This is a genomic window from Oryzomicrobium terrae, assembly GCF_008274805.1.
In the GTDB taxonomy this organism is placed as follows: domain Bacteria; phylum Pseudomonadota; class Gammaproteobacteria; order Burkholderiales; family Rhodocyclaceae; genus Oryzomicrobium; species Oryzomicrobium terrae.
Genome location: NZ_CP022579.1, coordinates 1,840,838 through 1,853,123 on the forward strand (window position 1 = coordinate 1,840,838; position 12,286 = coordinate 1,853,123).

Here is a 12,286-nt window from a genome sequence, read left to right on the forward strand (position 1 = left end):
TCGTTCACTTTTCAAGGGCGCGCAGTGCCGCTTCGGCGGCCTGTTGCTCGGCAGCCCGACGGCTGGTGCCACGGCCCTGAGTTGTTAGGTTACAGGCTTGGATTTCGCAAGCCACGATGAATTCCTGAACATGGGCGTCCCCTTCGGTGCCGCTCATGACATAGGTCGGCAGCGGTTTGCGCCGCGCCTGAAGCCATTCCTGCAGGCGGGTCTTGGGGTCCTTCATCGGCTTGGCCGGATCGATGGCGGCGATCAGCGGTGCGAACAGGGTAGTCACAACGCCGACCACTGCCTCGAATCCAGCATCCAGGTAGGTGGCACCGAACAAGGCCTCCAAGGCATCGGCCAGGATGGAGGGCCGCTGGTGACCGCCACTTTTGAGCTCCCCTTCGCCAAGCAGCAGGTATCGCCCCAAGTCGAGCTTCAGGGCCAGTTGGTGCAAGGTGTCCTGGCGGACCAGATTGGCCCGCAGACGGGAAAGGTCACCTTCCGGGAGGTGCGGAAAACGCTGGTAGAGCTGCAAAGCGACGATGCTGTTGAGCAGACCGTCGCCGATGAATTCGAGGCGTTCGTTATGGGGTGTCCCGTAGCTGCGGTGAGTCAGCGCCGCCTGCAACAGGCCCTGATCGGTAAACGTATGGCCCAAACTCCGCTGCAAAGGCGCCAGGCCGAGAGAGCCAGCCACTATTCGCCTTTCTCCTTGGCCGCGGAGGAGCCCTGGAAGTCGATCAGCAGGCTGACCGGCCCTCCGAGGCGGATGCGCTTTTCGTACTCGAAGGAGATCACGATCCGGTTGCGATCTTTGCTGACGTCCAGATCGGCGCTGGAGATCGACTTGATGTCGTCAACCTCGGCGCGGCGATCAAAGGATTTGCGGACGTCAGCCACCGTAGTGGCGCTATCAGAACTATTGGCCACGGCCTTGATGTTCTTGACGATGGTGTAGTACTCAATCACCGCCGGCACCACTTTCATGCCGAACACGAATACCACCACAATGATGAAGCTGACGATCAACAAGCCGCTGAGGCTGACGCCACGCTGGTATTTCATCGCGCTCTCCCGAAGGTTTTTCCTGATCATTTGAAGCTGCCGATCCGGCTGAACTCGCCGAAATTCCACCAGATGAAGAAGGCTTTGCCGACGATGTTCTTGTCCGGGACGAAGCCCCAGATGCGACTGTCACGGCTGTTGTCCCGGTTGTCGCCCATGACGAAATAATGGCCCGGCGGCACCGTGCAGATCACACCGGAATTATTGTAGAGACAATCATCGCGACCGGCGAACTGGATGGGATCGGGGATGAAAACCGGGGCATCGGCATCGTTGAGGATCTGGTGGGTCACGCCTCCCAGGGTCTCTTCGAAGTGCTGGGAATAGTACAGTCGGTCGCTGTGCAGGTAGTCGGGCAAGGGCTTGACCTCTACCGGCTTGCCGTTGATGGTCAGGCGCTTGTCCTGATAGGCCACCTTGTCACCGGGGACACCGACCACTCGCTTGATGTAGTCGAGGCTGGGATCTTCCGGGTAGCGAAAAACGATTACATCCCCCGTCTTGGGGTCGTTGATTGGGATGATTTTTTCGTTGATGACCGGGAGGCGAATTCCGTAGGTGAATTTGTTCACCAGGATGAAATCACCGATTTGCAGGGTCGGGATCATCGACCCGGAAGGGATCTTGAAGGGTTCGGCAACAAAGGAGCGCAGCACGAACACCACCAGGATGACCGGAAAGAAGCCGGCGCCGTACTCGACCCACAACGGTTCCGGCGCGCCTGGCTGGCGACGTTTGCGAAACACCAGGACATCGGTCAGCCAGATCAGGCCGGTTGCCACGACTAGAACAAAGAGGATGAGTGCGAAATTCACGCAACCGGCTCCAAAACACGAATAAACAACGAAATCGGGAGGAACAAAAGGCGCTTACTTGCCATCGACACGCAGCACTGCCAGGAAGGCTTCCTGGGGCACTTCCACGGTACCGATCTGCTTCATGCGGCGCTTACCGGCCTTCTGCTTTTCCAGCAGCTTCTTCTTCCGGCTGATGTCGCCGCCGTAGCACTTGGCCAGCACGTCCTTGCGCATGGCCTTGACCGTTTCCCGGGCGATGATGTTCGAGCCGATGGCGGCCTGGATGGCCACATCGAACATCTGGCGCGGGATCAGTTCGCGCATCTTGGCGGCCAGTTCGCGGCCCCGGTACTGGGCGTTGTCCCGATGGACGATCAGGGACAGGGCATCCACCTTGTCGCCGTTGATGAGGATATCCATCTTCACTAGGTTTGCGGCCCGGTATTCCTTGAAGTCGTAGTCCAGGGAGGCGTAGCCCCGGGAGACGGACTTGAGCTTGTCGAAGAAGTCCATCACCACTTCGTTCATGGGCATGTCGTAGATCAGCTGCACCTGGCGGCCGTGGTAGCGCATGTCCACCTGGGAGCCACGCTTGGCGTTGCACAGGGTCATCACCGCGCCCAGGTAATCCTCGGGGACGAAGATGGTGGTGGTGATGATCGGCTCACGGATCTCTTCGAACTTGCCCACGTCGGGCAGCTTGGACGGGTTCTCGACGAAGATCTCGCTGCCATCCTTGAGCACCACTTGGTACACCACCGTCGGCGCGGTGGTGATTAGGTCCATGTCGAATTCCCGCTCCAGGCGCTCCTGGACGATCTCCATGTGCAGCAGACCAAGGAAGCCGCAGCGGAAGCCGAAGCCCAGGGCCTGGGAGACTTCCGGCTCGAATTGCAGGGAGGCGTCGTTCAGGCGCAGCTTTTCCAGGGAGTCGCGCAGGGCGTCGTACTGGTTGGCTTCCACCGGATACAGGCCAGCGAACACCTGGGGCTTGATTTCCTTGAAGCCGGGCAGCGGTTCGGTAGCAGGCCGTGCGGCCACGGTGACGGTGTCGCCGACCTTGGCGGACTTCAGTTCCTTGATGCCGGAGATGATGAACCCCACCTCCCCCGCCTTGAGACTATCCCGGACCTGAGACTTGGGCGTGAATACACCGACCTGCTCGCACAGGTGCTTGGCGCCGTTGGACATGAGCAGGAGGGTGTCCTTGGGCTTGAGCACCCCGTCCACCACCCGCACCAGCATCACCACGCCAACGTAGTTGTCGAACCAAGAGTCGACGATCAGCGCCTTGAACGGCGCGTCGATGTCGCCCTTGGGCGGGGGAATGCGCTCGATCACCCGTTCCAGAATGTCCTCGACGCCCAGGCCGGTCTTGGCCGAGGCCAGTACCGCGTCGGTGGCGTCGATGCCGATCACGTCCTCGATCTCCTGCTTGGCGTTGTCCGGTTCGGCGGACGGCAGGTCGATCTTGTTCAGCACCGGCACCACTTCTACCCCCTGCTCGATGGCGGTGTAGCAGTTGGCCACGGTCTGGGCTTCCACGCCCTGGGAGGCATCCACCACCAGCAGAGCGCCTTCGCAGGCGGCCAGGGAGCGAGACACTTCGTAGGAGAAGTCCACGTGCCCCGGGGTATCGATCAGGTTGAGGTTGTACACCTGGCCGTCCCGGGCCTTGTAGTGCAGCGCCGCGGTCTGGGCCTTGATGGTGATGCCCCGCTCCCGCTCCAGGTCCATGGAATCGAGCACCTGGGCCTCCATTTCCCGGTCGGACAGGCCGCCGCAGAGGTGGATGATGCGGTCCGCCAGGGTGGATTTACCGTGGTCGATGTGGGCGATGATGGAAAAGTTGCGGATATGCTTCATGCAGGGCGCTTAACAAGTAAAAAAGGGTGCCAGTGATACCGCTGAGCACCCTTGGTAAATCCCGGAAAGCCAGGATTTTAGCCGATCCGGCCTAAATAATCACGGACACGGGGCTCATCGAGAAAGTAGTGGCACAACTCGGTGTCGCCGTGCAGCAGCACTGGCACCAGTTCCCCCCAACTTTCCTCTAAATCCAGGTCCTGATCCACGTCGATCACCTCCATCTCGATGCCGAACTCGTCGAGGATGGGCGCCAAGGCCTCCTCCATGTCGTGGCACAGGTGGCAATAGGTACGCCCGAGCAGGCGCAAGCGCACCTTTCCTTGCTGCGAGTGGGTCATTCCTTGGCTGCTCCATTGGCCTTCAGGGTAACGAAGGTCTGAATGTCACCACGACGCACCAGCAGGGTTACATTGGCGTTCTTTTCCACTTGCGCCAGGATGCGGTTGAACTGCTCTACCGAACGCAATTCCGTGGTAACGCCGCGCTCGATTACCGCTAGCACTACGTCACCCTGGCGAAGATCGGAGCGACTGGCCGAACCCCGCAGTTCGTCGATGACCAGCCCCCCCGTAACCTTCAGCTCACGCTTCTGCTCGGCCGTAAGCTCGGATAGAACCAAGCCGAGGCGATTCACAGCAGGTTCGGGCTTGCTGCCGCGGCGGCTGTCCTTGCGCGCCCCCTTGGTTTCTTCCTGCATCTCGGCCACGGTAATCACAAGATCCCGGGAGGAGCCTTTGCGCCACACCTGCAAGGGAATGCGGCTACCAGGCTTGGCATTGCCGACGATGCGCGGCAGGTCGGCAGAATTGAGCACCTGCTTGCCATCAAAGCGCAAGATCACGTCACCCGCCTGAAGCCCCGCCTTGTCAGCAGGGCCGCCCGGCTCGACCGCATTGACCAGGGCGCCACCGGCCCGGGCGAGGCCGAACGAGTCTGCCAGTTCCTTGGTGACCTCCTGGATCACCACGCCAATGCGTCCACGGCTGACCTTGCCGTATTGGCGCAGTTGGTTCTGGACGTCCATGGCGACATCGATGGGGATAGCAAACGAAATCCCCATGAACCCCCCTGAACGGCTGTAAATCTGGGAATTGATCCCAACCACTTCACCTTTCATGTTGAACAAGGGGCCGCCGGAATTCCCCGGATTGATCGCGACATCGGTCTGGATGAAGGGGACGAAATTCTCCTGCGGCAGGGAGCGCCCCTTGGCGGACACGATTCCGGCAGTCACCGTGCTGTCGAAGCCAAAGGGGGAGCCGATCGCCACCACCCACTCGCCGACCTTCATCTGGTTGGGATCGCCAAGCTTCACAGCTGGCAAGCCGCTGGCCTCAATCTTGAGCAGGGCGACATCGGTGCGTTTGTCAGCACCGATTACCTTGGCCTTGAATTCGCGCTTGTCGCTGAGCTTGATGGAAATCTCATCCGCGGCATCGACGACGTGGGCGTTGGTCAGGATGTAGCCATCGGAACTGATGAGAAACCCCGAGCCGAGGGAGCGGCTTTCGAATTCGCGCGGCGTTCCGGGGCGCGCCCCCGGCGGCATGAAGCGCCGGAAGAAGTCGAACATCGGATCGTCTTCATCGAAGGGCAACTGTGGTGTCGCTCGATTGGTCCGCACGACCTGGGTGGTGCTGACGTTCACCACCGCCGGCCCCTGGCGCTCGACCAGTTCAGTGAAGTCGGGGAGCCCCTTTACCCCCTGGGCGGCAACCAAGGGAGAAACACATGAAAAAAGTGCAATAGCGAAAAAGCGCATAAGCGAACGCATGTAGACCTCTCGTTGCAATGCCTGAAAAAAATGCCATAAATGCCGGCAAGCGGGACGTGATCCCGCTCTGGACATACCGAGCAGACTCAGCCTAAGCCTTCCCTTGGAATACGAGACGGATGGTGGCGCACGATAACCAATTCACCGGCCCCATCTTCAGCTTTTTTGCGGAATTGCTTCGTTGCCCACCAGGCCACACCCAGGCCCGCCAGACTCCCCGCAACCGCCCACGTCTCTCCGATCATTCCGCCCAACAAGGCCCCTGCGAGCAAGCCGGCCAACGGTGCTACATAGGCAGCCAGGGCGCCGCGGCGGAGGACGCCATCGGCCACTCCAATATCGATGGAGTCCCCGACATGCACCGGCAGCGTTAAACCATTTCGGACCCGAAGCTGGCGGGGTGAGGAACATAACATGGCCCCCAACGAGACTCCACCGCATCCTCCAGGTTCGTGGCAGCGGCCACATCCCTGAGAAGCCGCTTCAACAACGACATAGCCATTCTCGACAGCAGTCACAACCGCATTAAGCTCAATCACAGACGACAGGCTCCAACTTATCTCTTCAATTCCAGGCTATCCGCAATTTTCCGTACGGTCGCCGGAGGCGCCTCACCCACGGCAGTAATCACGTGATCAGACATTTGGCGTACATGCATCGAAACTCCGCCTTGGCTGGAGGTTACGGAACGGATCGGACGCGTCTTAGCGACTGGCGCAATGAATACCGAGATGGCGGCGACACCGTCGGAAAACAATAGGTGCAGGACACTTCCTTCCGTATCCCCCAAGCGGCGGCGCCATTCGGATATTTTGTGGAATCCAGCAACCTGGCGGCGCAACCCCCATCCAGTTGTACTGGTTAGAACCTCCCCGGGAAGCAGGTTATCCACTTGCCACCCCGCTAAAGGTTGCTGCCAGCGCCCTTTGATTGCCTCGAAATCGATGGGGCTACCGATGGACAACTGGGTGAACGAGAATTGCTCGATAATCTGCCCCCTCCCATCGACCACTTGGGCCTTGAGCAGCAGGGCGTTATTTGCCTCGATCCAGAAGCGATGGCCGAAGCGCAAGGTATCCCTGGGCTCAAGAACCAGCAACCGTGCCTCGTGTCCCGCAATGCGCTCTCCCGCACCGACCTTGAGGGTGTAGTAATCGAGCAGCAGCTCCGGAGCCACTGTGACTTTGCCAGGAAAACCTCGTCCGCCTGAGCGGTTTTCGACAACAACCCTTTTCTCACCCGGAAGAAACGCACGCACTTCATCGTTTTTGCGCAAGACTTCCCTGGGGGGGCCGTCAAGCACTTCGATCCATTCCATTTCGCGTCCGTTGTCCACGCCGTGAACAATGCGCGAAGATTCAGAAGTGTTGCCACTCTGATAGATGAAAGTGCCACTGTAGTCCAGGCTTGCATTGGCCTGGACCATGCGCTTCAGCCAGTCAACGGGCGCCGTGTCGGCACTGGCCACATTCTGGAGCGAGCAGACCAGCAGCACTAGAAGCAGCCGGACTGCTCGCTTCATTTCAGGATTTCCCCACGGAACGAAGTGCCCACGACCAAGCCCCGGGTTGAAGGGGTCAAGCCCTGCAATGATATGGTGCGGGCGGCGCCCTCGTGGACCAGCAAGTACTCTTGCGCCACCGTTGATGGCAGCGGAGAAACGTCTCGCGCCGGCGCAGACAGGGCAGAAAAATCCTGTCGGCTATTGGGACTCAACGATAGTGTTGCCAAGCCTACCGCGACGATGCCAGCAACCGCTGCTACCAGGAGCAGAGGCGAATTCTGCAAGGATTCAGCAGGGGCTTCAAACGGGACATGCCGACCTGCTTGCAGTGAGTCTTTGCTGCCAACAAGAACGACAGGTTCGTTTTTTAGTCGTTGGGAAAAGCGTGCCATGAAGGCATCACAACGACCTGAGTTAGCACACTCCCCCCGCAGGTAATCACCGATCAGGTGATAGAGCATCCAGCGCATCCGCTCTTCGGAAGGATTGCCCAAGCGTCCCATCAATACCCGGGCTGCGTCCCCTTCATACTCGGAATCGATCAGGAGGGAAACTTCGAGAAGGGATTGTTGTTGCATGGCGAACTACCATCTTCTATCCGGTGCTGTATCGAGCAACGGCCGCAGCTTGGCGGCTACCGCCTCCCGGGCTCTGAAAATGCGGGAGCGAACCGTGCCGATCGGGCAATCCATGATTTTGGCGATGTCCTCGTAGGACAGCCCTTCGATCTCACGCAGCACTATTGCTGTACGGAGCTCTTCAGGCAGCGCCTCCATTGCGGAGTTGACGGTCTCGCCGATTTGCTTGGATAGAAGCAGGGCGTCGGGCGTATTGATGTCCCGAAGCTGGTCGCCATCCTCGAAGGTTTCGGCTTCTTCCGAATCGAATTCCGTCGAAGTAGGCGCACGTCGCCCTTGGGCCACTAGGTAATTTTTAGCCGTATTTATGCCAATGCGATAAAGCCACGTATAAAACGCGCTATCCCCCCGAAACGCCGGCAAAGCCCTGTAGGCCTTAATAAAAGCCTCTTGCGTCACGTCTTCCACCTCGGCAGGGTCGCGGATGAAGCGAGACAACAATCGCGCCAATTTGCGCTGGTATTTGGCTACCAGCAACTCAAAAGCGTGTTTGTCGCCGGCTTGAGCCCGCTCAACCAACACTTGGTCAACTTCGCGATTGCTCATGCTTTTCGATTGGGAGGTGAGGGGTCGGTCTTATAGGGTTTTGGCGCAGTATATATCATCACTGCACCCCACAAGCACCTACTGCCGCACCAAGGAAACGTCGTTCCGCCAAGCGATTTGCAGGAGTCGCAAATGTGACAGCCTATTTTGGCAAATAGTTCAGCCTTTTCAGGGGTCAGCAACCCGATGCCGCACCAGCTCCAAGGCTGATCTGGCACTCCGATTCATTGCACCCCGCTCCCCCCGGCGCTATAGTGCGCGGACTCTCGTTCAGGACTGCCGTCTGGGCAGTTTCGGGGAAACACACAGTGACCTTGAATTTCGACGTACTCATCATCGGCAGCGGTCTGGCCGGTCAATCTGCCGCTTTGCGGCTCGCCAAACACAAAAAAGTCGGCCTAATCAGCAAAAGGGGACTGGAAGATAGCGCCTCAGGTTGGGCTCAAGGTGGCATCGCTGCTGTCCTGGACAATCAGGACTCGATCGAAGCGCACATCCACGACACTTTCGATGCCGGCGCCCATCTCAATGACCCGGCCGCTACCCGATTCGTCGTCGAGAATGGACGGCGCGCCATCGAATGGCTGATCGAACAAGGCGTACCTTTCACCAAGGGCGACAAGGGCTACCACTTGACCCGGGAAGGCGGCCACAGCCACCGCCGTGTCATTCACGTCAACGACGCTACGGGTGCCGCGGTCCAGGACACCTTGACCCACAAAGTACGGCAGCACCCGAACATCACGGTTCTTGAGCATCACATCGCCATCGATGTGATCACTGGTGCCAAGCTGGGCTTTGGCGATAACCGCTGTTACGGCGCCTACGTGCTGGATTCACGCTCGGGGCATGTCGTCACTGTTGCGGCCCCCTTCACACTCATCGCTGCAGGTGGTGCGGGCAAGGTATATCTCTACACCACCAACCCTGATACTTCTACCGGCGATGGCATTGCCATGGCTCACCGGGCTGGCTGCCGGATAGGAAACATGGAATTCATCCAATTCCATCCGACCTGCCTGTACCACCCCCAAGCCAAATCCTTCCTCATTTCCGAGGCGGTCCGGGGTGAAGGCGGCCTGCTGCGCCTGCCTGACGGCACCCGTTTCATGCTTGCCCACGACCCACGGGCCGAGTTGGCCCCGCGGGACATCGTGGCCCGCGCCATCGACTTCGAGATGAAGAAGCGGGGCCTGGATTGCGTTTATCTGGACATTTCCCACAAACCGGTGGAATTTCTCCAGACCCACTTCCCCAACATCTACGCGCGCTGTCTGGAACTGGGCATCGACATTTCTAGGGAACCGATCCCGGTCGTTCCGGCTGCCCACTATACCTGCGGCGGCATCATGACTGACCTCAAGGCGCGCACGGACGTCCCAGGACTCTATGCGGCAGGGGAGTCAGCCTGCACTGGGCTGCACGGGGCCAACCGACTTGCTTCCAACTCGCTGCTCGAATGCATCGTCTTTTCGGAAGCCGCCTGTGACGACATTCTCGGCCAGGAAGCTCCGCCCATTCCGCCCCTTCCCGCCTGGGACGAAAGCGCGGTCACCGATGCTGACGAAGAAATCGTCATCTCGCACAACTGGGACGAGTTGCGTCGCTTCATGTGGGATTACGTGGGCATCGTTCGTACCACCAAGCGACTGAAGCGCGCCCAGCACCGCATACGGCTGCTGGCCCGGGAAATTAACGAGTTCTATTCGAATTTCCGGGTGAGTCATGATCTGTTGGAGTTGCGCAATCTGGTGGTCACCGCCGATCTGATTGTGCGCTGCGCGCTGAAGCGTAAGGAGAGCCGTGGACTGCACTTCAGCCGGGACTACCCCAATACCCTCCCCCGCCCCCGCAACACCGTTCTGCCCGGTGCCCGGCCGCGAGCATTCAGGGCGAGTCGCTGACGTCAGCGGCGGGATGGGAATGGCGCTTAGCCCCCTCCCGCCAGCGCAGCCATACACATAGGGCACGCCAATCGTCGGTGGGGAGACTATCCTTGGCAACGAGCAGGGTGCGCGCCCAGCGCTCCGGAAGCCCCTCCTCCCCTCCTCCGTCCAGCCGAAAGCGCAGCACCACTGCAAACTCCCATACCGTCGTATCGGCCAGCAATTGTGCGTGGCGCCATGCTGTCTCATTTTTCAGGATCACCTGCAGTCCGCCGCCGCGCCCAAGGCGAATACCTTGTGGGGCACGCTTTAACGCCCAGATGCTCCAGGCAAACGAAATCACCAGTAGTGTTACGCCGAGCAGACAAATGAAAATCGCCGTACCGGCAAATGCAGATACGGCGATGGCAAACAGCGCAAGCAGATGAAGCCCGACAAGTAACCCCATCCCGATTCGGGAAGGGCGTGGGTGCAGTTGCCGCGGCAGCCGCACCCACCAACCTCAGATACGCTTGAACGCCAGGGTACCGTTGGTCCCGCCAAACCCGAAGGAGTTGGAGAGGGCCACATCGATACGCATGGAACGGGCTTCGTTGGCGCAGTAGTCGAGATCGCAGCCCTCGCTTGCGGAAGCAAGGTTGATGGTGGGAGGAGCGATCTGCTGGTGTACCGCCAGCGTGGAGAACACCGCCTCAATCCCCCCCGCGGCACCCAACAGGTGACCGGTCATGGACTTCGTCGAACTAACCACCAGGGATTTCGCCGCCTCACCGAAGCAGCGCTTGACCGCCTGAGTTTCCGCCAGGTCGCCCAAGGGCGTGGATGTGCCGTGGGCATTGACGTACTGGACATCCGAGGGGTTCAGTCCGGCATTCTTGAGGGCATTCACCATACAACGGGCAGCGCCTTCACCGCTCTCGACTGGCTGGGTCATGTGGTAAGCATCGGCACTGCGGCCGTAGCCGACCAGCTCAGCGTAGATCTTGGCGCCACGAGCCTTTGCGTGCTCGTACTCTTCCAGCACCAAAACCCCAGCCCCCTCGCCGAGCACGAAGCCATCGCGATCCTTGTCCCAGGGGCGGCTGGCCGTCGCGGGATCGTCGTTGCGGGTCGACAGGGCACGAGCAGCACAGAAGCCACCGACCCCCAAGGGAGAAACCGTGGACTCCGCCCCGCCGGCAATCATTACATCGGCATCGCCATATTCGATGATGCGCGCCGCTTCACCGATGGAGTGGGTGCCGGTGGTACAAGCCGTTACCAGGGCAATATTCGGCCCCTTGTAGCCATACATGATCGACAGGTTGCCGGAGATCATGTTGATGATCGAACCGGGAACGAAGAAGGGGGTGACCTTGCGGACACCACCAGCTAGGTATTCGTCGTGGGTCTGCTCGATCAGGGGCAGGCCACCGATACCAGAGCCAATGGATACGCCAATGCGCTCCATATCGAGCGGGCTGTCTTCAAGGCCGGCATCGCGAATCGCCTGGATGCCAGCAGCCATGCCGAAATGGATGAAGGTATCCATGCGGCGTGCTTCTTTCGGCGACAGGTAGGCGCCGATATCGAAATTCTTGACTTCGCCAGCAATGCGGGAAGGGAAGGAGGAGGCATCGAACTTGGTGATGGCACCAATGCCCGTGCGGCCGGCGGTGATGTTCTGCCAGGCTTCCTCGACGGTGTTGCCAACCGGGGAAACGATCCCCAGGCCGGTAATGACGATTCTACGGCGTGCCAACGTGCGCTCCGGATATGTCTGGAAAAGGGGAAAAACCGCAGGGGCGAGACGATGTGGTTTGCAGCCACTTTCCGGTCGATGCTGACCGGCATGCCCGAGCGATCCGAGATGCCTCAAGCTAAAGCTTTAGGGAATTCACTAGGCCCATACAGCCGGGCCGGCGATTCCGAAGAAAAAGCCGGCCCGATGGAATTCCGCGGGGAATTACTTCTTGTTGGCGAGGATGTAATCGATCGCCTGCTGGACGTTGGTGATCTTTTCAGCTTCTTCGTCGGGGATTTCGCACTCGAACTCTTCTTCGAGGGCCATCACGAGCTCGACGGTATCCAGCGAATCGGCGCCCAGATCATCAACGAAGGAGGACTCGGTCTTGATATCGGCTTCATTCACACCGAGTTGTTCGGCAACAATCTTCTTAACGCGCTGTTCGAGGTTTTCCATTAAGGGGCTCCTTATCCCTGATACGGGTAAAAACAAA

General features: G+C 59.5%; 14 protein-coding genes. 1 reads left to right on the forward strand and 13 read right to left on the reverse strand.

From position 1 onward, the window contains the following. Nucleotides 1-4: 4 nt before the first annotated feature. From rnc to rpoE, 10 genes are all read right to left on the reverse strand, one after another. A complete protein-coding gene (gene rnc, locus OTERR_RS08475; RefSeq protein WP_246154074.1) occupies nt 5-646 on the reverse strand; it encodes a ribonuclease III in 642 nt (213 codons plus the stop codon). 38 nt (nt 647-684) lie between these two features. Continuing rightward, nucleotides 685-1,053 carry a DUF4845 domain-containing protein gene (locus tag OTERR_RS08480; protein ID WP_149425466.1) on the reverse strand — a complete coding sequence of 123 codons (369 nt, stop codon included), beginning with the start codon at nt 1,051-1,053 and terminating at the stop codon, nt 685-687. A 26-nt stretch (nt 1,054-1,079) separates the two neighbouring features. Then, nucleotides 1,080-1,868, reverse strand: coding sequence for a signal peptidase I (lepB, locus tag OTERR_RS08485; RefSeq protein ID WP_149425467.1), 789 nt, complete (start codon nt 1,866-1,868; stop codon nt 1,080-1,082). Nucleotides 1,869-1,922: 54 nt separating this feature from the next. Further along, the gene (gene lepA, locus OTERR_RS08490) at nt 1,923-3,716 is read right to left on the reverse strand and encodes a translation elongation factor 4 (protein WP_149425468.1); all 1,794 of its coding nucleotides are present in this window, start codon (nt 3,714-3,716) and stop codon (nt 1,923-1,925) included. A gap of 77 nt (nt 3,717-3,793) precedes the next feature. Continuing rightward, nucleotides 3,794-4,057: a glutaredoxin family protein gene (locus OTERR_RS08495; protein ID WP_149425469.1), complete on the reverse strand. Its 264-nt coding sequence runs from the start codon at nt 4,055-4,057 to the stop codon at nt 3,794-3,796. Further along, the gene (locus tag OTERR_RS08500) at nt 4,054-5,493 is read right to left on the reverse strand and encodes a DegQ family serine endoprotease (protein ID WP_054620862.1); all 1,440 of its coding nucleotides are present in this window, start codon (nt 5,491-5,493) and stop codon (nt 4,054-4,056) included. Before OTERR_RS08500 ends, OTERR_RS08495 begins: the two co-directional genes overlap by 4 nt. Nucleotides 5,494-5,579: 86 nt before the next feature. Continuing rightward, a complete protein-coding gene (locus tag OTERR_RS16720; protein WP_187775199.1) occupies nt 5,580-6,032 on the reverse strand; it encodes a SoxR reducing system RseC family protein in 453 nt (150 codons plus the stop codon). A gap of 17 nt (nt 6,033-6,049) precedes the next feature. After that, complete coding sequence (locus tag OTERR_RS08510) at nt 6,050-7,015, reverse strand: MucB/RseB C-terminal domain-containing protein (protein WP_149425470.1); 966 nt, start codon at nt 7,013-7,015, stop codon at nt 6,050-6,052. Next, nucleotides 7,012-7,575: a sigma-E factor negative regulatory protein gene (locus OTERR_RS08515; protein ID WP_082396784.1), complete on the reverse strand. Its 564-nt coding sequence runs from the start codon at nt 7,573-7,575 to the stop codon at nt 7,012-7,014. The genes OTERR_RS08510 and OTERR_RS08515 overlap by 4 nt, the downstream gene beginning before the upstream one ends. A 6-nt stretch (nt 7,576-7,581) precedes the next feature. Beyond that, a complete protein-coding gene (rpoE, locus tag OTERR_RS08520; protein WP_054620860.1) occupies nt 7,582-8,181 on the reverse strand; it encodes an RNA polymerase sigma factor RpoE in 600 nt (199 codons plus the stop codon). Nucleotides 8,182-8,489: 308 nt separating this feature from the next. Between rpoE and nadB the strand changes: the two genes are divergently transcribed. Beyond that, nucleotides 8,490-10,085: an L-aspartate oxidase gene (gene nadB, locus OTERR_RS08525; RefSeq protein ID WP_054620859.1), complete on the forward strand. Its 1,596-nt coding sequence runs from the start codon at nt 8,490-8,492 to the stop codon at nt 10,083-10,085. On the opposite strand, the gene OTERR_RS08530 is transcribed toward nadB, so the two are convergent. From OTERR_RS08530 to acpP, 3 genes are all read right to left on the reverse strand, one after another. After that, on the reverse strand, nt 10,069-10,515 hold the full coding sequence (locus tag OTERR_RS08530; RefSeq protein ID WP_149425471.1) for a protein YgfX: 447 nt from the start codon (nt 10,513-10,515) through the stop codon (nt 10,069-10,071). The two genes, nadB and OTERR_RS08530, sit on opposite strands and share 17 nt — an antisense overlap. Before the next feature lie 54 nt (nt 10,516-10,569). Then, nucleotides 10,570-11,808 carry a beta-ketoacyl-ACP synthase II gene (fabF, locus tag OTERR_RS08535; RefSeq protein ID WP_149425472.1) on the reverse strand — a complete coding sequence of 413 codons (1,239 nt, stop codon included), beginning with the start codon at nt 11,806-11,808 and terminating at the stop codon, nt 10,570-10,572. A gap of 204 nt (nt 11,809-12,012) precedes the next feature. Beyond that, the gene (acpP, locus tag OTERR_RS08540; RefSeq protein WP_054620856.1) at nt 12,013-12,249 is read right to left on the reverse strand and encodes an acyl carrier protein; all 237 of its coding nucleotides are present in this window, start codon (nt 12,247-12,249) and stop codon (nt 12,013-12,015) included. Nucleotides 12,250-12,286: the final 37 nt, after the last annotated feature.